We start from the raw sequence: 20,550 nt of genomic DNA, 5'->3' as shown, positions 1-20,550 counted from the left end.
ACTGCCTATGTTATAATAAGATCACGTAAAGGAGGAATGCCCCATGGAATACAACATTCGAGGTCAACACATTCAAGTGACAGACGCGATGCGCGATTTTGTCGAAAAGAAGCTTAGCCGCCTGGAAAAGTATTTTGAAGAGACAATAACCTCCGATATTAACGTGACGATGTCCGTCACTAAAGGTAAACATGCAGTTGAAGTTACGATCCCGCTTCCGAATGTAATGTTAAGAGCGGAAGAGAAAAGCGAGGACATGTACGCTTCCGTCGATCTGGTGGTGGACAAACTGGAACGTCAAATTCGCAAGAACAAGACGAAGCTGAACCGTAAGTTCCGCCAGAGCAGCGGCATTCGATCTCTCTTCAAGGAAGAGGGCGCATCAGTGAAGGTGTTGGAGGAAGAGGATGATCTGGAGGTCGTCCGTACGAAGCGATTCCAGCTCAAACCGATGGATGTGGAAGAAGCCATACTGCAAATGAACATGGTTGGCCATTCCTTCTTCATGTTCGCCAATGCAGCAACCAAGGAAGTGAATGTCGTTTATAAACGCAGTGATGGCAAATATGGACTTATTGAGCAGGACTAATTCAATACTTATATCATGAAAACACAAGGGCACGCTTCTTACTCGAAGCGCCGCCCTTTTTATATCCGCAGCCCGCTTGCATTGCGGGAAATGCCGCAAACTGTTACAATTTATGCAAAGAGGCGTAACAACGAAAGGGGAAGACCATGCTCGGACTTGTAAAGAAAATATTCGGTGACGCCAATGAACGTGAAATTAAACGTTTGATGCGTATCGTTGAACAAATTAATGGATTGGAATCGCAAATTTCTCAGCTGTCGGATGAGGCTCTGCGCGGCAAGACAGATGAATTTAAAGCTCGCATCGCCAAAGGCGAGGAGCCAATTAATCTGCTTCCGGAAGCTTTTGCCGTAACTCGTGAAGCTTCCAAGCGGGTGCTTGACAAGCGGCATTACGATGTTCAACTCATAGGCGGTATGGTGCTTCATGACGGCAAGATCGCCGAGATGAAGACAGGTGAAGGTAAGACGCTTGTCGCTACGCTTGCCGTTTATTTGAATGCGCTTGTGGGCAAGGGCGTCCACGTTGTCACGGTCAATGATTACCTGGCACTGCGGGACAGCCAACAGATGGGCGTGCTGTATGAATTTTTGGGCCTGACTGTCGGCTGCAATCTGCATGGACTAACACATGCGCAGAAGCAGGAAGCATACGCTTGCGACATCACTTATGGAACAAACAATGAATTCGGCTTCGACTATTTGCGTGACAATATGGTTCTGTATAAGGAACAGATGGTTCAGCGTCCGCTATACTTTGCTATCATTGACGAGGTGGACTCCATCCTGGTTGATGAGGCGCGTACGCCGCTTATTATATCGGGACAAGCTGCGAAGTCAACGGAAATGTATTTTGCCGCAGACCGCTTTGTCAGCCGTTTGAGACAGGATGAGGACTATACGATCGATGTGAAGCTCCGTTCTGTTACGATTACTGAAGAGGGCGTGGCGAAGGCAGAACGGGCTTTCGGCATTGAGAATCTGTTTGATCATGCCAATGTACTGATCAATCACCATATTCAGCAAGCGCTCAAAGCGCATGCCATAATGAAGCGCGACGTGGACTATGTTGTACAGGAAGATGAAGTTGTCATTGTTGATGAGTTCACAGGCCGTTTGATGGCTGGACGCCGTTATAGCGATGGTCTGCATCAGGCGATTGAAGCCAAGGAGCAGATCAAGGTTCAGAACGAGAGCATGACGCTTGCAACGATCACCTTCCAGAACTATTTCCGTATGTACCGCAAGCTGGCCGGGATGACCGGTACGGCGAAGACGGAGGAAGAAGAGTTCAAGAAAATTTATGGTCTTGATGTTATTCAAGTGCCAACGAACCGCCAGATGATTCGTAATGACATCGCAGATGTTGTCTACAAGACGGAGAATGGCAAGTTCAAAGCGGTCGTTGAAGAGATTGTGGAGCGTCACAAGAAGAACCAGCCGGTGCTTGTCGGTACGGTTTCCATTGAGAATTCGGAGCGCTTGTCTGATATGCTGAAGAAGCGCGGCGTCACCCATAAGGTTCTCAATGCGAAATATCATGCTGAGGAAGCCGAGATCATCTCGCGTGCCGGGCAAGAGGGTTCCGTTACTATCGCCACTAACATGGCTGGCCGTGGTACCGACATTCTTCTGGGGGATAACGTCCCGACTTCGGGCGGTCTTCACATTATCGGTACAGAGCGGCATGAGAGCCGCCGTATTGACAACCAGCTCCGTGGACGTGCCGGACGTCAAGGCGATCCTGGTTCATCTCAATTTTATCTGTCGCTGGAAGATGAATTAATGCGCCGTTTCGGCTCTGACAATATTATGGGCATGATGGAGCGCCTCGGCTTTGATGAGGATCAACCGATCGAGAGCCGTCTAATTACACGCGCTATTGAGTCTGCACAGAAGCGGGTAGAGGGCAACAACTTCGACCAGCGAAAAATCGTCCTTCAGTACGATGATGTGATGAACCAGCAGCGGGAAATCATCTATAAGCAGCGCCGTGAAGTGCTGTACTCCGAGAATATTCGTGATGTTGTGCTTGAGATGATCAAGCCGGTTATCGAGCGCTCTGTAGCTGCTCACTGTCCGAGCGACGAGGTTCCTGAGAACTGGGAGCTGCAGGAAATTGTTGATTATGCGCAGGGCACATTCCTTCATGAGGGAATGATTACGAAGGATGACCTGTGGGGCAAGGAAGTCGAAGAGATTACGGATTACCTCTATAATAAAGTGATTGAATTGTACGACCGCAGGGAAGAAGAGATCGGCATTGAGACAATGCGCGAATTCGAGAAGGTCGTCGTGCTGCGTGCCGTGGACAGCAAGTGGATGGATCACATCGATGCAATGGATCAGCTGCGTCAAGGTATTCACCTGCGTGCATACGGAGGAACCGATCCGCTGCGCGAGTATCAGTTCGAGGGCTTCGAGATGTTCAAGGAAATGATCGACAGCATCCAGGAAGAAGTTACCAAATATATTATGAAGGCGCATGTAGAGAGCAATCTGGAGCGCCAGGAAGTTGCCAAGGGGCAGACCGAGTCCGGTGGCGGCGGAAGCAGCGAGCCGCAGGCCAAGCGTCCTGTCAAACGCGAGGAGCGCGTGGGACGCAACGATCCGTGTCCGTGCGGAAGCGGCAAGAAGTACAAGCAGTGCCACGGACAATAGTCCTGCTCGCCGCATAGAGTAGGGCAGAACAATATGTTGAGGTGAATCGATAGTCATGATAGATGTATCTGTAAAGCAAGACCTGCGTGAGATGGCGAAGCGGCTTCAAAATTTAAGGGGGTCTCTTTGACTTAGATCTCAAGCAGGAAATGATCGCGAACTACGAAGAAAAAATGACGGCGCCCGACTTCTGGGATGATAACGACCGGGCGCAGAGCACGATTTCCGAGCTGAATGCGGTCAAATCTGTCGTCGAGCAATATGAGCGGCTTACGGCCAGCCAGGATGATCTGCAGACGATGCTGGAGCTGGCAGAGGAAGAGGAGGACGAAGCGCTGGAAGCGGACATTGCGAGCAGTGTGCAGGAGCTTGTCCGCAATGTAAGTGAATTCGAGCTTCAACTGCTGCTTAACCAGCCTTACGACAAGCTGAACGCTATACTGGAGCTTCATCCGGGCGCTGGCGGGACAGAGTCGCAGGATTGGGGGCAGATGCTCTACCGGATGTATACAAGATGGGCGGAGAAGCATGGCTTCAAGGTCGAGGTGCTTGATTATTTGCCGGGAGATGAAGCGGGCATCAAGAGCGTGACCATTCTTGTCAAAGGCTACAATGCCTATGGCTATCTCAAGGCGGAGAAAGGCGTACACCGGCTTGTCCGGATATCGCCATTCGATTCCTCGGGAAGAAGGCATACGTCATTCGTCTCCTGCGATATTATGCCGGAGATTCAGGATGATATCGAGATCGAGATTCGGTCGGAGGACTTGAAGATTGATACCTACCGGGCCAGCGGTGCCGGCGGTCAGCATATTAATAAGACGGAATCGGCCATTCGGATTACCCATATTCCTAGCGGTATCGTTGTAGCGTGCCAGACGCAGCGTTCACAAATTCAGAACCGCGAGAGCGCTATGACGATGCTCCGCTCCAAGCTCTACGAGCGCAAGATCGAGGAGCAGGAGAAGCAGCTGGCAGAAATCCGTGGAGAGCAGTCGGATATCGCTTGGGGCAGCCAGATTCGCTCCTATGTTTTTCATCCGTACAGTATGGTGAAGGATCACCGCACATCGGTGGAGACCGGTAATGTCGGCGCAGTTATGGACGGCGATCTCGATGCTTTCATCGACGGTTATTTGCGGAGCCAGATTCGTTCTGAACAAGCATAAATAAGGATAACGCTAAGCGGATGCATAGCGAAGGGGAAGAGTTCCTACACTGATAGAGTGTGGGAACTCTTTTTTTGGTTCAGGAAAGGTGAGCAGATCGATGTCGGATAGCCGGGATAAAGCGGAATTGCAGTATTTTCAGGAAGAGAAGAGGGGAAGCCGCAGCAGCAATCACAGGAGAGAGCCCCGCCCCCGTGTGCAAGCGGTCATAAATGTCATTCTATTGCTGTCAGGCTCACTGTTCATCGCTGTAAGCTTCAATGTGTTTCTGGTTCCGCTTGGAATCGCATCCGGCGGTGTTTCCGGGGTTTCTATACTGGTGAACCGGCTAACCGGCATTCAGCCTGCGTTTATTCAGTGGGCATTCAATGTGCCGCTGTTTCTGCTTGGCCTGTGGCTGCTGGGCAAGCGCTTCGCGCTGAAGACCGCGCTTGGCTCATTTGTGCTGCCGCTATTCGTGCTGCTCACCTCGCATTGGCCGCCCCTGACAGAAAATGCGCTGCTTGCTGCGATTTATGGGGGCATGGGTGTTGGTGCCGGCTTAGGGCTTGTATTTCGAGGCAGGGGCTCAACAGGCGGACTGGATCTGGCTGCGCAGCTGCTTCACCGCTATACGGGCATACGATTGGGCTTGGCTGTAGCCTGCTTCGACGGGCTGGTTATTGCTGCAGCGGGAGTGCTCATCTCTCCGGAGGTCTCGCTTTATGCGCTCATAGGCTTGTTCGTGACGAGCAAAACCATTGATTTCATCCAGACGGGTCTGGCGCTGTCCAAGGTAGCTTTTATCATCTCCTGCCGGCCTGATGACATTACGCAAGCGGTACTGCATGATTTGGACCGGGGGCTGACAAGTTTGGACGGACACGGCGGATATACGGGCCAGGAGCGTCGTGTGCTGATGGTTGTGGTGGGCCAAGGAGAGGTATCCAAGCTCAAGCAGCTGGTGCGATCCGTCGATCCGGGCGCTTTTGTAATTATTAGTGATACGGCGGAGGTGCTCGGAGAAGGATTCAAGCTGCCTTGAGGCGGGGAGGGATAGAATATGATTTATGCGTTGAATTTATATTAATGAACATGTATAATAATACATTAAACAGGCTATTTCTTCTGCCCTCTGGTTCGTGTAAAATGGATAGTTAGGAAGTTAACGGATGGGAGAGAGACAAGTATGAGTTCGAAAGTGAATGCAGCAATTATCGGCTCTACCGGATATGGCGGTGTTGAGCTCATTCGGCTGCTGGCCAGCCATCCCGGAGTTGAAGTGACCTCTGTCATTTCATCCTCGAGCGCAGGCTCGCCAATCGCGGAGGGATACCCGCATTTAACTGAAATACGTACTGATTTGCTGGATGACGTCGATGCGGCGCTCATTAAGAGCAAAGCGGACGTTGTATTCATAGCAACACCGGCAGGCATTGCGTCGAAGCTTGTGCCTTCCTTATTGGATGCCGGGCTTCGCGTCATCGATATTTCGGGCGACTTGCGTCTGAAATCGCGCGAGCAGTACCAGCTGTGGTACAAGAAAGAAGCGGCTGAGCAGAAGTATCTCGATCAGGCGGTGTACGGACTTGCCGAGGTGTATGGAGATGCGGTGCGCGGCGTCGATCTGGTCTCTAATCCGGGCTGCTTCCCGACAGCTACGCTGCTGGGACTGATACCGGCGGTGAAGGCGGGCTATATTGATCCTTCAACGATTATCATCGATGCCAAATCGGGCGTTTCCGGGGCAGGACGCGGAGCTAATCTCGGCACTCATTATGCGGAAATTAACGAGAACTTCAAGGCGTACAAAATAAACAAGCATCAGCATACCCCGGAGATCGAGCAGGTGCTGACAGATGTGGCCGGCAAGCCGGTTCTGACAACGTTCACGACACATCTGGTCCCTATGACACGCGGAATAATGAGCACGATGTATGCATCGGTTCAAGGCGGCTACAGCGCAGAGGACTTCGTTTCCCTGTACCGCAATTACTATGAGGGACGCCGTTTCGTTCGTGTCCGCAGCGAGGGCACATGGCCGGCTACCAAAGAAGTATCAGGCTCCAACTATTGCGACATCGGCTTCTCGGTGGATGAGAGAACGGGCCGGGTTACGATTGTGTCTGTTATCGATAATCTGGTCAAAGGCGCTGCTGGTCAAGCGATACAGAACCTGAATCTGATGATGGGCTGGGACGAGACGCTGGGACTTCAATTTGTGCCGATGTATCCTTAATAGGTTTAATGCCGTTTATTTGGCCTGGCGGCGGGCAGATCAAGCCATTATGAGCGATCGCTATTTATATAAAGAAGGAGACTCGATTGTAAAATGGGACAGGGGAACATTGAAGCAGCCTTCTCGGTTGTGCCGGAGGGTTCGGTTACAACGCCCAAAGGCTTCAAAGCAGGGGGCTTGCACTGCGGCTTGAAGAAGACGACGCGCCATGATCTTGGCGCGATTGTTTGTGAGGTGCCTGCGACGGCGGCTGGCGTCTACACGACGAATGTATTCCAAGCGGCGCCGATTCAGGTGACGCGCGAGAGCATCGGCGCAGGCGGAGTGCTGCGCGCTGTCATCGTGAACAGCGGCAATGCCAATGCTTGCACGGGCAAGCAGGGCGATGCTGACGCTTACGAGATGAGGAGCGGCTTCGCTGCAGCGATCGGCGTGGCGCCGGAGCATGTTGCCGTAGCCTCGACAGGCGTCATCGGCGAGAATCTCAAGATGGATCGCGTTCGCAGCGGCATCGCGGAGCTGCCGTCGAAGCTGGCGGACAGCTATGAAGCAGCGGATGATTTCTGCCAAGCTATTCTGACCACCGACCTGGTGAAGAAAGAAGTATGCGTGTCCGTTACAGTCAATGGCCGGACCGTTCATATAGCGGGCGCCTCCAAGGGCTCGGGAATGATACATCCCAATATGGCGACAATGCTCGGATTCGTGACAACGGATGCCGCTATTGGCAGCGAAGCGCTGCACAGCCTGCTGCGCCAGGCAACCGATCTTACCTTCAACATGATTACCGTGGATGGGGATACAAGCACGAATGACATGCTCGTGGCAATGGCCAGCGGTCTTGCAGGCAACGAGGAGCTCACCGCAGAGCACCCTGATTGGGCAGCATTCGCAGCCGGACTTCGCTATGTGTGCGAAGTGCTGGCGAAGGCGATTGCCCGTGACGGAGAAGGCGCAACGAAGCTTGTAGAGGTTCAGGTGCGGGGAGCGGTATCGGACGAGGCAGCGAAGGCGATTGCCAAGACGGTAATCGGATCCTCGCTTGTGAAATCGGCGGTGTTTGGCGCTGACGCCAACTGGGGCCGAATTATTGCAGCTGTTGGACGGGCAGGGCAGCCGGTTAATCCCGAGACAGTGGATATCCGCCTAGGCGACATCGTTACACTGCAGCAGTCGCGTCCGATCGGATTTGACGAGGATGCGGCGCTTGAATATTTGAAGGGCGACACGGTCGTTATTCACGTTGATTTACATATGGGCAGCGGCGCGGCCACAGCATGGGGCTGCGACTTGACGTACGACTACGTCCGCATTAATGCGGCGTACCGGACGTAAGGATACAGGAACGGATGAAAGGGACGAAACAAATATGGAGCAACGGTTTGTCATGAAATGCGGCGGCAGTACGCTTGCGGCGCTGCCGGCTTCTTTTTTTGCCGACCTGCGGGGCTTGCAGGAAAGTGGCGTCAAACCCGTTATCGTACATGGCGGCGGGCCTGCGATATCGGATACCTTGACGAAGCTTGGGATCGAGAGCGGCTTTGTGAACGGGCTTCGCAAGACGAGCGAAGAGGTGCTAGATGTCGTTGAGATGGTGCTTGCAGGACGGATCAACAAGGAGATTGTCCGCAAAATTCAGCAGGGCGGCGCGAAGTCGCTCGGCTTATCCGGCGTGGATGGACAATTGATTATGGCGCAGCCGGTTGCCAATGCAGCGGAAATCGGCTTTGTCGGCGATGTCACAGATGTGAATGCCGAGATTATCGAAGGTGTTATGGGCATGGGGTATATTCCGGTCATCGCGCCAATCGGCATCGACGAGGCAGGACAGCGTTACAACATCAATGCGGATACCGCCGCTGGCGCGGTTGCTTCTCATCTGGGAGTTGAACGGATGATTGTCGTTACCGATGTGCCGGGCATACTGAAGACAATTGATGGCGAGAAGCGTGTTCTCCCTGCTGTTACCGTGGAAGAGATTGAAGCGATGATTGAGAGCGGCGAGATTTATGGCGGCATGATTCCCAAAGTTCGCGCAGCCATTCAATGCATTCAAGGGAACGTTCGGGAGGTCATCATTGTTAATGGCGACGAGCCGAACGTTCTCAGCCGGGCGGTGCTGGAAGGCGGCATCGGCACACGCATTGTGCAAGCATGATGGAAGAGGTGACGATATAATGAGCGATAACAACAAAGCAGCAGCGCAGCAAGGGGCTGGAAGCTCGCTGTTTCCGACCTATGCAAGATTTCCGCTTACCCTTGTAAAGGGGAAGGGAAGCAGGCTGTGGGATGACCAAGGGAATCAATATTTGGATTTTATGAGCGGGATTGCGGTTACGAATCTGGGCCATGCGCCTGATCGCATCAAGGAAGCGCTCGTGAAGCAGCTTGATGAGCTGTGGCATGTATCCAATCTGTTTCACATACCGAATCAGGAAGCTGCGGGCAAGCTGCTGACAGACAACAGCCATGCGGATGCCGTGTTTTTCTGCAATTCAGGCGCGGAGGCGAATGAAGCGGCGATCAAGCTTGCCCGCCGTTATCATCAGAAGGTAATCGGCAGCGGCCGCTGCGAGATCATCACCTTCGAGCAGTCCTTCCATGGCCGGACATTGGCGACATTGACAGCTACAGGACAGGACAAAGTCAAGGAAGGCTTCTCCCCGCTTCCGGGAGGCTTTGTTACAGTACCCCTGCACGATATTCCGGCACTGGAATCTGCAATTACGGACCAAACAGCGGCGATCATGCTGGAGCTGATCCAGGCGGAGGGCGGCATACATGCTGTTGAGCCTGCATTCCTGCAGCATATATCGAAGCTGTGCAAGGAGCATGGCCTGCTGCTTATTATTGATGAAATTCAGACAGGCATGGGCCGCACGGGCAAGCTGTTCGCATTCCAGCACTATGGCATAGAGCCGGATATTTTCACATTGGCCAAAGGCTTGGGAAGCGGCTTTCCCGTTGGCGCGATGCTGGCGAAAGGCCCGCTTGTCGAGGCGTTCAGCGCTGGCAGCCATGGCTCTACCTTCGGCGGAACTCCACTGGCGACGGCAGCTGTGAAGGCTACCATCGAGACGATCGTAGACGAGAAGCTTGCGGATCGTGCGGCAGAGATGGGAGATTACTTGATCGGGCAGCTTCGCGAGAAGCTTGCCGGTCATCCGCTTGTAACGGAAGTTCGCGGCAGAGGTCTAATTGTCGGCATTGCCTGCACCGAGCCTGTCGGAGCTTTTATCAATGAGGGCCAGAAGCGGGGACTGCTTGTCATAACCGCTGGGCCGAATGTCATTCGTCTGCTTCCTAATCTGCTCGTCACACGCGAAGAAATTGATGAGGCTGTAGGGATACTGGCTGCGATGTTTGCAGAGAGAACAGCAACGGCACAATAACGAGAGAAGGGAGTTTGAATAGATGCAATCTATCTTACATGAAGAGATGGCCCTTAATTTGAAAGGGCGGGACTTTATCGCTTTAGCTGATTATAAGCCGGAGGAAGTCCGCTATCTGATTGAGCTTGCTATCGCATTGAAACAGAAGCAGAAGGCAGGAGAGATCTACCACCCGCTGCAAGGCAAGACATTGGGGATGATCTTCGAGAAATCTTCAACCCGCACCCGCGTTTCCTTTGAAGTCGGCATGTATCAGCTTGGCGGACATGCGCTGTTCCTGAGCCGCAACGATCTTCAGATCGGCCGGGGAGAGACGGTATGGGATACCGCGCAGACGCTTTCCCGTTACCTGGACGGGATTATGATCCGTACGTATGCGCATCGTACCGTGATCGAGCTTGCCCGCGGAGCAACCGTTCCGGTTATTAACGGACTGACGGATTTGTCGCATCCTTGTCAGGCGCTTGCTGATTATCAGACGGTGCTTGAGCACAAGGGGCGCCTTGAAGGACTGAAGATCGCCTATATCGGCGACGGCAACAATATGGTGCACTCCCTTCTGATGGGTGCTGCCAAGCTGGGCATGAACATGTCTGTAGCGACGCCTGAAGGCTATGAGCCGGACGAGGATATCATCAGGCAGACCCGCGACAATGCTTCTGAGACGGGATCACAGATCCATATCTGCCGCGATCCTAAGGAAGCTGTGGCGGATGCGGATATTATTTATACCGACGTATGGGCCAGCATGGGCTTTGAGGCCGAGCAGAAGGACCGCGAGATCGCGTTTGCCAACTATCAGGTTAACGAGGATCTGGTGAAATACGCGAAGAGGGACTACCTGTTCATGCATTGCTTGCCTGCGCACCGCGGCGAAGAAGTGAGCGAAGGCGTTATCGACGGGAAGCAATCGGTTATTTTCGACCAGGCGGAGAACCGTCTGCACGCGCAAAAGGCTATTATGGCAGCGATTATGTAACTTATTATTCATATGAAGGAGCTTGAAACAGAGATGGCTAAGGAAAAAATCGTACTTGCATACTCGGGCGGTCTGGATACGTCCGTTATTCTCAAATGGCTGAAAGAAACCTATGATGCGGAAATTATCGCATTCACCGCAGACATCGGACAGAAGGATGAGCTGGACGGTCTGGAGGCCAAGGCGCTTGCAACCGGAGCTTCCAAGGTGTATATCGATGATCTGCGCGACGAATTCGCACAAGATTTCATCTACCCGATGTTCCAGGCCGGAGCCCTGTATGAAGGACAATACCTGCTTGGCACATCGATTGCCCGCCCGCTGATCGCGAAGCGGATGGTAGACATTGCCCGCGCTGAAGGCGCAACGGCGATTGCGCATGGCGCAACAGGCAAGGGCAATGACCAGGTTCGCTTTGAGCTGACGGCTGCTGCGCTTGCGCCGGATATTCAAGTGATCGCGCCATGGCGCAGCGAGCAGTTCCGAGAGGAATTCCCGGGCCGTGCAGAGATGATTGCCTATGCCGAGAAGCATAACATTCCTGTACAAGCATCGGCTGCCAAGCCGTATTCCATGGACCGGAACCTGCTTCATATCAGCTTTGAGAGCGGTATGCTGGAAGATCCATGGTTTGATCCAAGCGCGGATTCCAACAAGGACATGTTCGTTCTGAGCGTATCTCCTGAGGATGCTCCGGATCAAGCCGAGTATATCGAGCTGACGTTTGAAGCGGGCAACTGTGTAGCGATCAACGGTGAGAAGCTCAGCCCGCTTGCAGTGATGGAGAAGCTCAATGATCTCGGCGGCAAGCACGGCATTGGCCGTGTCGATATGGTGGAGAACCGTTTCGTAGGGATGAAGAGCCGCGGCGTCTATGAGACTCCGGGCGGATCCATTCTATTCACTGCACATCGCAAAATGGAGTCGCTCACAATGGACCGTGAGGTCATGCACCTGCGCGATTCACTGATTGCAAAATATGCAACGCTTGTATACAACGGCTTCTGGTTCGCGCCGGAGCGTCTTGCGATGCAGGCGCTCGTGACGGAAAGCCAGAAGAATGTCAGCGGTGTAGTCCGCTTGAAGCTGTACAAAGGGAATATTATCGGCGCAGGCGTCAAGAGTCCGGTCAGCTTGTACAATCCGGATATTGCTACGATGGAGGCCGATCCTTCCCAAGCCTACGATCAAGGCGATGCAACTGGCTTTATCCGTCTGAATGCACTGCGCTTGAAAGTATCGTCGGGCGTCGAGCAGAGCAAAAAGCAATAGACAAGCAGCAAGCGCGTTAGCGAATAAAGGAGTGTACCTTCAGTGAGCAAATTGTGGGGCGGACGTTTTACGAAAAAAACCGACCAGCTGGTAGAGGAATATACAGCATCGATCATGTTTGACAAGGAGCTGGCCGAGGAAGATGTTCAGGGCAGCCTGGCGCATGTAACGATGCTGGGCAAGCAGGGCATTCTGCCTGCGGAAGATGTGGATACAATCAAGGAAGGCCTTCACCGGGTGCTGCAGCGGATTAAACGCAACGATATTGAATTTTCCATCTCGGATGAAGATATTCATATGAATATCGAGAAAACGCTGATCGACGATATCGGATCAGTCGGTGGGAAGCTGCATACCGGACGAAGCCGCAACGACCAGGTCGCGACAGATATGCATCTCTATCTTCGCAAGCGTGTCGTTGAGTTCGTCGGGCTGCTGCATAAGCTGCAATCCGCGCTTGTAGAGCAGGCTAAAGCGAATCTGGATACGATTCTGCCGGGCTATACGCACCTTCAGCGCGCGCAGCCGATACTGTTCGCCCATCATCTGATGGCTTATGTGTCGATGTTCGGGCGCGATATCGAGCGCCTGCAGGACAGCTACAAACGTATCAATATGCTGCCGCTGGGAGCAGGCGCTCTGGCAGGAACTACCTTCCCGATCGACCGCCACTTTGTAGCCAGCCAGCTCAAATTCGACCGGGTGTATGAGAACAGCCTGGATGCGGTAAGTGACCGCGACTTTATCCTTGAGTTTCTCTCCCATGCATCGATCATTATGATGCACCTCTCGCGCCTGAGCGAAGAGCTTATTATGTGGTCCAGCACAGAATTTCATTTTGTGGAGCTGGATGACGCCTTCTGCACAGGCAGCAGCATTATGCCGCAGAAGAAAAATCCGGACGTGCCGGAGCTTGTCCGCGGCAAGACAGGACGGGTGTACGGCAATCTGGTTGGCCTGCTGACTGTATTGAAGTCACTGCCGCTGGCGTACAACAAGGACATGCAGGAAGACAAGGAAGGCATGTTCGATACGGTACGCACACTGCAGGGCGCACTTCAGCTGTTTGCGCCTATGATCGCTACGATGAAAGTAGACAAGGATCGGATGCGTCAGGCTGTGAATCAGGATTTCTCGAACGCGACAGACATTGCAGACTTCCTCGTGGGCAAGGGGCTTCCGTTCCGCCAGGCGCATGAGGTGATCGGCAAGACGGTGCTGTACTGCATCCAGCAGGGCAAATATTTGCTGGATCTCAAGCTGGAGGAATTCAAGCAATTCTCCTCGCTGTTTGATGACAGCATCTACGCGGTGCTGCAGCCTGAGCAGGTCGTTAACGCCCGCAACGTATATGGCGGAACTGCCCGTTCTCAGGTTGCCGAAGCAATCGGACGCGCCGAGAGCGAGCTCCAGCAGACCGCGGCCTGGACAGCGGAATATATCGAGCGCAGCCAATAGAAGCATGTCCATATAGGGGCTATCCGAAAAGTCCAATATCCAATAATTCAGTCCCGAATAATGTTAAAAGATGCCTCCAAACCACTAAAAAGTGGAACTGGAAGCATCTTTTCGTTATATATGGGGACTTAGTGGGGGATTGTGAAAAATCACCAAACGACTTTCTGGATAACCTCTTCTCCCAGTGTTTTGAAGGCAGAGTGACAGAGGAAGAAGCCTGCGAATGTGCATGAATTTTCGGTTACAAGACGCCATAATGGTGATATTCCTGCGATGAAGCATGAATTTGAGAAAAAATCGGCCGATAAGGGGAAATGAAGGTGAAATGCCTGCACGCTGGCAGGAATTTCACCTTCAGGGGGTCAAAAATGAGAAAAAGGCTGCCGTTTCGCATGTTTCGCCTAGCTCGAATCTCGAGTCTCCCATCTCGTATTCAGCATCTCGCATACCTCGGCGTTTGAATGACGGATCGTCCTCTGGCGGAGAGTACGTGGGCAATCCCATGATCGCAGGCAGTCCACATCGCACAGCTTCTTAAAGTGGGAGTTGAGATTTCCTTTGTATAGGCCGTTTCTCAATCCTCTGAACGGACGCCATCTTCCAGCAGCTGCTTCCGGCTGCCGGGGCCATCCTCACTCTTTATCGCTCTCGGACCGGAATGCTCTGGCGAAATACTGTATACCGTTGGCTGAGCTTTGTACGTATCGCGGGAAATTCTGGTGCGGGAGACTTCTTTGCCATCCTGCAGGGCAATGCGGTACGTCTCGATAATATAGCCGGGTTTGCCGGTCTTCATGAGCAGACGTTCGCCAGCAGGAACGATGGAGGACGGGATCTCTTTAACCGGCGGCTCAATCACTTTAACCGTTGCAGATTGAATCTTATATTTGATATTGTGCGGCAGCGTTCCGAACAGCATAACGGTCAGCTTGCGTCCGCTTGTCGAGGTGCGAATAATGACATGCTTGCCAGTTGTATTCTTGAACCGGAAATTGATCGCTCCCTCCGCGAAGGTCGCATCCCGGCCTTTGGGCAGATAGGATACGGGGAGAGAGTGATTGCGACGCTCGACCATCTCAAGCCCGGCCAACAGTGCCGCATTGTACAGCGTGCTTGACACCTGGCAGATCCCGCCGCCGATTCCCGGCACCAGTTCTCCATTCAAGATGACGGGCGCTTCACGGAAGCCGTATTTGTCCCTTGTCAATGAGATTACTTTGCGGTAATCGAATACCTCATCCGGTGCGAGCTGCCAATCGTTCAGTGTCTTGGCAACCATGCTTACATTGTAGGTGCGTCCTTTGCCGCTTGAGCTGAAGTCGGTTGTGAAGGAGGCAATCTTCCGCTCGATGCCCTCTGACTTGAGGCGCTCCAGTGTCACATTGGGCTGAACGGTCCTGAGCGGGAGGGGAAGTACGATGTCTGCTGCCTCCCCGGCTGCTCCCCATTGCTCGGCTGCAGCGTTCTCCAGCGCTGTCTGTGCCTCGATCAATAATCGATTCATATCCAGCCGGTATGCATTCTGATGGGGCGTATACACGATCCTCTCATCAGAAGTGATCGTCCGTGTCGCATTAACAGGCTCATTCGCATCCAACATTCCCCATACGCTGCGAACCTGCTTTTTGAACTGTTCTTTATTCCAGCGCAATTCGAAGTGGATGTTGGCAGGGAACTGCCGTCTGTACTGCAGTCTATCCCACATATTGCCGGCAGTTAGCTTCGAGATGACAGCCGCAGCATCCTTCGTATCAATGTGAACGCCAAGCTGGCTTAGTGTCCATGTTTTATTTTGTTTCTTCCCGTTCGCCTGCAGAGTGAACTTAAGATTGCGAAGTGCATCGGTTCGATGCTGAATTTGCTCCAGCGCAGCGTCGATCGTCAGACCGCCAATTGCAAAGATTGTACTGCTCCCCAGTGAGACAGATCCGTCCTCCATACCGCTGCGTCCTTGCAGCACGACACCGCCGGGTATCGTATCCTTGCTGGCATATACCCATATGTATCTCCAGCCCGCCAAGCCAACGAACAGCAACGCCGCAACCACTATCCACACATAGTACGACCTTTTCAAGTGCATCATCACCCCTGGCCTGCGATTCTTACATGTATATGCATGCGAAGGCAATAACCATGTTAATTCTTCGCTGTGAATTTTTCGGATAAGCGTCTTGATAACACGATTTCGTCAATAAATAATCCGAACATTTGTCGAAAAATAGCGAAGGAGTACTTCTAAAGTGGCGTTCTGTAACATGGACGATAATATGAAAAATGAAGAAACTGGGGCTTTGGTAGAGGATTTCATGAGTTTCTGTCGAATTAAGAATGGCTGACTATCTACAGGATGTGATATGGCTGACTATTTACAGGATGTGATAATGTGATTGAACTGCAAGACATATGGAAAACGTACGCGGACGGTACACATGCCCTGCGCGGTGTTTCTGTTGTTATAGACCGCAATGAATTCGTATATTTGGTCGGTCCGTCCGGAGCGGGCAAATCCACTTTTATGAAGCTTATCTATCGTGAGGAAGTGCCCACCAAGGGGCAAATATCCGTTAATGGTTTTAATATAGGCAAGCTCAAGCCGCGCAAGATTCCGTACGTCAGACGTAATATCGGCGTTATTTTCCAGGATTATCGGCTGCTTCCCAAGCTGACCGCCTACGAGAACATCGCCTTTGCCATGGAAGTCATTGAAGCGCCGCGGCGCATCATCAAGAAGCGTACCATGGAGGTGCTGGAGCTGGTAGGCTTGCGGAATAAGCATAACAGCCTTCCGGCACAGCTGTCCGGCGGCGAGCAGCAGCGTGTGGCGATCGCCAGAGCAATCGTGAACAACCCTGCCGTCATCGTCGCAGATGAGCCTACAGGCAATCTGGATCCGGAGACATCATGGGGAATCATGAATTTGCTGGAAGAGATCAATTTCCGGGGAACGACAATTGTTATGGCTACACATAACAGAGAGATTGTGAATACCCTCCGCAAACGCGTTATTGCGATCGAGAACGGTCTCATCGCCCGCGACGAAGCAAGAGGGGAGTACGGCTATGAAATTTAGTACCTTTGCCAGACATATAAGGGAAGGCGTCTTCAATATTATCCGCAATGGCTGGATGTCCTTTGCTTCGATCAGCTCAATAGGTATTTCGCTGTTTATACTGGGCGTATTTCTGCTGATGGCACTGAATGTCAACATGCTGGCGGATCAAATAGAGAGCCAGGTGCAAATTCGCGTGTTCCTGAAGATTGGGACAGAGCAGGCCAAGATCGATCAGCTCAAAACAGAAATCGGCAATATTCCGGAAGTTAGCAAGGTTGAATTCGTGCCTAAGTCCGAGGGGATTGAGCTGCTCAGGGAAAGTATCGGCGAGGACGGCGCTGAGCTGCTGGACGGCTTCAATGAAAGCAATAATCCTCTGCCTGATTCATTCACGGTCGAGGTCTTTGAACCGCAGAAGATCGCTTTTGCCGCGAAGAAGATTGAAGCTCTCAATAAGTCGGATCAATCGGTGCCCATCACAGACATCAACTATGGCAAGGGAACGGTCGAGACGATCTTTAAAGTTACAGATGCGATTCGCAATATCGGCATTGTCATTGTGTTGGGACTCGCGGTTACTGCGATATTCCTCATCTCGACGACGATCAAGATCACAATTCTGGCCCGTCGGCGTGAGATCGGCATTATGAAGCTTGTCGGTGCAACCAACAACTTTATCCGCTGGCCTTTCTTCATAGAAGGAGCGCTGATCGGCATTATCGGCTCTGTGCTGACGGTGATTCTGTTGTTTGTCGGCTATTATCAGCTTATTGAAGTATCCCAGTACCAGCTGGGTCTCATGATGTTCAAGCTTGTAACCATTAAAGAAGCGAGCTTGATCGTATCGGTGCCGCTTATCGTGCTTGGAACGTTGATTGGAGTTTGGGGCAGCATCTTATCGGTGCGCAGATATTTGAAAGTGTAGGTGATGGTTAACGTGAGAAAAGCTCTTGCCATCCTGACCGTAATCGTATTCGCAGCCTTTATCTTTCAACCATTCGGTGGGGAAGCCGCCTCTCAGGTGGATAAAATTAATAAAGAACTGGCCAAGGTTCGTCAAGAGATGGCCGATGCCAAGCAAAGCCGTGTCAACGCCGACAAAGAGCGTGAAAATGTGCTGGCGCAGAAGGAACAGACGGCGAAGTCAATCAATGAGATTATGGCGCAAATTGATACGGTAGGCACTCAGATGCTTGACACACAGCAGCAGATTCAGGCGCGTGAGGCCAAGCTGCTTCAGGCGGGGGAAGAACTGCAGGCGGCGGAGGAGCGTATTGTCAATCAGGACAAGCTGCTGCAATCTCGTGTTCGCCTAATGTATACGAAGGGCTCTGTCTCTTATTTGGATGTTCTGATGAGCGCGACTAGCTTTACGGATTTCCTGGATCGTTTTGACGCGCTGAAGTCGATCCTGGGCCAGGATCGGGAATTGCTGGACAACTATAATCATGAGAAGGAGCTTGTTGCTGCGAAGAAGCAGGAAATCGAGACTTCTCTTCAAGAAGTCCGGGCGATGTACGGCAAGCTCGAAGATTATAAGTCGCTCCTGGTGAACAAGGAGAGCGAGAAGGAAGTCATGATTCTTCATTATAATGAGAAAGTCGAAGAGCTTGAGGAAATCAGCGAGAAATCGGCAGAGCAGCTCATGAAGCTGGCCAAGGCCGAGGCGGATCTTGAAGAGAAGAAGCGCAAGGTGAAAACCTATTATACCGGAGGCAAGCTGGCGCTTCCGCTGAGGGACAGCTATACGCTGTCCTCGGGCTTCGGAACCCGTATCCATCCTGTCACGGGCAAGAGAAAGACGCATAACGGCATCGATATGGCAGCCCCTAAAGGAACGTCGATCTATGCGGCTGAATCCGGTGTCGTTATTGTCGCGCAATGGTGGAGCGGTTATGGTTATTGTGTCATCATCAATCATGGCGCCGGGCTATGGACTCTTTACGGCCATATCCGCGAGGACGGCATTATGGTTGAAAAGGGACAGACCGTCAAGCGCGGGCAGAAGATTGCCGAGGTCGGCAGCACAGGTGTATCGACCGGCAACCATCTTCACTTCGAGGTCCGCAAGAATGAACAGCCTGTTAATCCGACGTCCTACCTCCGATAAATATGGGATGAAGTCCCAATTTTTTATGACGCCGTACCCTAAACGCAAATAAATGGGTGCGGCTTGTCATATACTAGGAGAGTTGTTCGTATTTGCGCTTGGTCAATAGATTGAAGTATTCTGATATACGGGTACTGAATGATAAGGTGGTGATGGTGTGCAATTCAAGGGACGCACAGTTGCGGCGTTTATTTTACTGACAATTACAGCTACTGTACTGGTGACGTTAACGTTTGCTGATCGCTGGATACTGCTTGAAAGCGGCGGTGCCGCTGCAGGCGCAGCCTCCTCTGACAAATCCGGAGGTGTCGCCATCAGTGAGAAGGAGCTTAACAAGCTGAATGCAGTTGTGGAGCTGATCGAGACCAAATATTTTCGCGACACCGATCGTACGAAGGTTCTTGACGGCGCAATTAAAGGCATGATGGAATCGCTCGGCGATCCGTACTCCGTCTATATGGAGAAGGATGTTGCCCAGCATTTCTCTGAGTCGGTGGAAGGCTCATTTACCGGGATCGGTGCAGAAGTCACGCTTGTGGATAATAAGGTCACGGTTGTTTCGCCTATTAAAGGCTCGCCGGCGGAGCGCGCGGGTGTGCAGGCCAAGGATGTATTGCTATCGGTCAATGGAGAGCAGCTTCATGGGCTGACGCTCAATGATGCAGTCGCCAAGATCCGTGGTCCCAAAGGAAGCAAGGTGAAGCTGTCGATCCAGCGAGCGGGAGCGTCGCAGCCGATCCAGCTCGTAATTGTGCGCGATGATATAGACTACGAGACGGTCTATGCTCACTATCGCAAGGAAGACGGGGTTGGCGTTATCGAAATCCGTCAATTCTCACTTAATACGGGGGAGCGCTTCGAGGAAGAGCTTGCCAAGCTGGAGGAGCAAGGAATGAAGGGGCTTGTTATCGATGTGCGGAACAATCCAGGTGGTGTGCTGCCTGTCGTTGTTTCTGTGGCACAGCCGTTCATACCTAAAGGGCAGCCAATCGTGCAGGTTGAGGATCGCGATGGCGAACGGGACAAAACATTGTCCAAGGGAACAGGCAAGAAATACCCTGTTGCGGTGTTGATGAATAAAGGAAGTGCGAGTGCTTCAGAGGTGCTTGCCGGCGCATTGAAGGAAGGCGCGAACGCGATTCTCGTCGGTGAGACGTCATTCGGTAAAGGCACCGTGCAGGTCAGCTATGACAAAGCGACAGGCGACGGAAGCCTGTTGAAAATGACGATTGCAAAATGGTTGACTCCACTTGGCAATTGGGTGCACGAGAAAGGGCTGAAGCCTGACGTAGAAGTATTGCCACCTGATTATTACACGGTAGCCCGCTTATCTAAAGCGAAGACGCTAGAGCCGGATACGATTGGTGAAGATATTCGCAGCATGCAAATTATGCTGAGCGGTCTCGGCTACGAAACCGACCGCAAGGATGGATATTTCAGTGCTGCAACGGAGAAGAGCGTCAAGTCATTCCAGAGGGCGGCCGGTCTTTCCGCAACGGGCAAGGTGGATAAGAAGACAGCCGAGAAGCTGGAGGAGAAGCTGCTGGACAAAATTCAAGACGAGAAGAATGATGCGCAGCTGGCCAAGGCGGTTAGCACGCTGAAGGAGAAACTCGGAAACGGCCAATAATGCAGGCAGGATTTTATTAAG

At 52.3% G+C, this 20,550-nt stretch carries 16 protein-coding genes; 15 read left to right on the top strand and 1 reads right to left on the bottom strand.

Features of this window, described 5'->3' with window-relative positions; translation table 11 throughout:
* The first annotated feature begins 43 nt into the window (after nucleotides 1–43).
* From hpf to argH, 11 genes are all read left to right on the top strand, one after another.
* Nucleotides 44–589: a ribosome hibernation-promoting factor, HPF/YfiA family gene (hpf, locus tag K0T92_RS09475; RefSeq protein ID WP_219872224.1), complete on the top strand. Its 546-nt coding sequence runs from the start codon at nucleotides 44–46 to the stop codon at nucleotides 587–589.
* A 146-nt stretch (nucleotides 590–735) separates the two neighbouring features.
* A complete protein-coding gene (gene secA / locus K0T92_RS09470; protein ID WP_219872223.1) occupies nucleotides 736–3,249 on the top strand; it encodes a preprotein translocase subunit SecA in 2,514 nt (837 codons plus the stop codon).
* Between the two features lie 55 nt (nucleotides 3,250–3,304).
* A protein-coding gene (gene prfB, locus K0T92_RS09465; RefSeq protein WP_219872222.1) for a peptide chain release factor 2 occupies nucleotides 3,305–4,418 on the top strand; the annotation gives its coding sequence in 2 pieces (ribosomal slippage) (nucleotides 3,305–3,376 and nucleotides 3,378–4,418; 1,113 coding nt in all).
* Between the two features lie 100 nt (nucleotides 4,419–4,518).
* Nucleotides 4,519–5,442 carry a YitT family protein gene (locus tag K0T92_RS09460; RefSeq protein ID WP_219872221.1) on the top strand — a complete coding sequence of 308 codons (924 nt, stop codon included), beginning with the start codon at nucleotides 4,519–4,521 and terminating at the stop codon, nucleotides 5,440–5,442.
* 144 nt (nucleotides 5,443–5,586) lie between these two features.
* Nucleotides 5,587–6,636 carry an N-acetyl-gamma-glutamyl-phosphate reductase gene (gene argC / locus K0T92_RS09455; protein ID WP_219872220.1) on the top strand — a complete coding sequence of 350 codons (1,050 nt, stop codon included), beginning with the start codon at nucleotides 5,587–5,589 and terminating at the stop codon, nucleotides 6,634–6,636.
* A 93-nt stretch (nucleotides 6,637–6,729) separates the two neighbouring features.
* Nucleotides 6,730–7,971 carry a bifunctional ornithine acetyltransferase/N-acetylglutamate synthase gene (argJ, locus tag K0T92_RS09450; RefSeq protein ID WP_219872219.1) on the top strand — a complete coding sequence of 414 codons (1,242 nt, stop codon included), beginning with the start codon at nucleotides 6,730–6,732 and terminating at the stop codon, nucleotides 7,969–7,971.
* A gap of 34 nt (nucleotides 7,972–8,005) precedes the next feature.
* A complete protein-coding gene (argB, locus tag K0T92_RS09445) occupies nucleotides 8,006–8,794 on the top strand; it encodes an acetylglutamate kinase (protein WP_219872218.1) in 789 nt (262 codons plus the stop codon).
* Nucleotides 8,795–8,813: 19 nt separating this feature from the next.
* Complete coding sequence (gene argD, locus K0T92_RS09440) at nucleotides 8,814–10,028, top strand: acetylornithine transaminase (protein WP_219872217.1); 1,215 nt, start codon at nucleotides 8,814–8,816, stop codon at nucleotides 10,026–10,028.
* A gap of 22 nt (nucleotides 10,029–10,050) precedes the next feature.
* Nucleotides 10,051–11,007 (top strand): ornithine carbamoyltransferase, encoded by a 957-nt coding sequence (argF, locus tag K0T92_RS09435; protein WP_219872216.1) that lies wholly within the window; start codon nucleotides 10,051–10,053, stop codon nucleotides 11,005–11,007.
* Between the two features lie 33 nt (nucleotides 11,008–11,040).
* Nucleotides 11,041–12,279 (top strand): argininosuccinate synthase, encoded by a 1,239-nt coding sequence (locus tag K0T92_RS09430; RefSeq protein ID WP_219872215.1) that lies wholly within the window; start codon nucleotides 11,041–11,043, stop codon nucleotides 12,277–12,279.
* A 42-nt stretch (nucleotides 12,280–12,321) separates the two neighbouring features.
* Nucleotides 12,322–13,737: an argininosuccinate lyase gene (gene argH / locus K0T92_RS09425; RefSeq protein ID WP_219872214.1), complete on the top strand. Its 1,416-nt coding sequence runs from the start codon at nucleotides 12,322–12,324 to the stop codon at nucleotides 13,735–13,737.
* 574 nt (nucleotides 13,738–14,311) lie between these two features.
* Here argH and K0T92_RS09420 read toward each other — a convergent pair.
* Entirely contained in the window at nucleotides 14,312–15,811 is a 1,500-nt protein-coding gene (locus tag K0T92_RS09420) for a VanW family protein (protein ID WP_219872213.1), read from the bottom strand.
* 309 nt (nucleotides 15,812–16,120) lie between these two features.
* Here K0T92_RS09420 and ftsE point away from each other — a divergent pair, with 309 nt between their 5' ends.
* The 4 genes from ftsE to K0T92_RS09400 all read left to right on the top strand — a co-directional run bounded on the left by ftsE (nucleotide 16,121) and on the right by K0T92_RS09400 (nucleotide 20,529).
* The gene (ftsE, locus tag K0T92_RS09415; RefSeq protein ID WP_219872212.1) at nucleotides 16,121–16,807 is read left to right on the top strand and encodes a cell division ATP-binding protein FtsE; all 687 of its coding nucleotides are present in this window, start codon (nucleotides 16,121–16,123) and stop codon (nucleotides 16,805–16,807) included.
* On the top strand, nucleotides 16,797–17,714 hold the full coding sequence (ftsX, locus tag K0T92_RS09410; RefSeq protein ID WP_219872211.1) for a permease-like cell division protein FtsX: 918 nt from the start codon (nucleotides 16,797–16,799) through the stop codon (nucleotides 17,712–17,714). The genes ftsE and ftsX overlap by 11 nt, the downstream gene beginning before the upstream one ends.
* A 3-nt stretch (nucleotides 17,715–17,717) precedes the next feature.
* The gene (locus tag K0T92_RS09405; protein WP_246628037.1) at nucleotides 17,718–18,899 is read left to right on the top strand and encodes a murein hydrolase activator EnvC family protein; all 1,182 of its coding nucleotides are present in this window, start codon (nucleotides 17,718–17,720) and stop codon (nucleotides 18,897–18,899) included.
* Nucleotides 18,900–19,056: 157 nt separating this feature from the next.
* Nucleotides 19,057–20,529 carry a S41 family peptidase gene (locus K0T92_RS09400; protein WP_219872209.1) on the top strand — a complete coding sequence of 491 codons (1,473 nt, stop codon included), beginning with the start codon at nucleotides 19,057–19,059 and terminating at the stop codon, nucleotides 20,527–20,529.
* Nucleotides 20,530–20,550 lie beyond the last annotated feature (21 nt).

Source organism: Paenibacillus oenotherae (genome assembly GCF_019443105.1).
Taxonomy (GTDB): Bacteria; Bacillota; Bacilli; order Paenibacillales; family Paenibacillaceae; genus Paenibacillus_Z; species Paenibacillus_Z oenotherae.
This window is presented reverse-complemented; position numbering and strand designations above follow the sequence as displayed.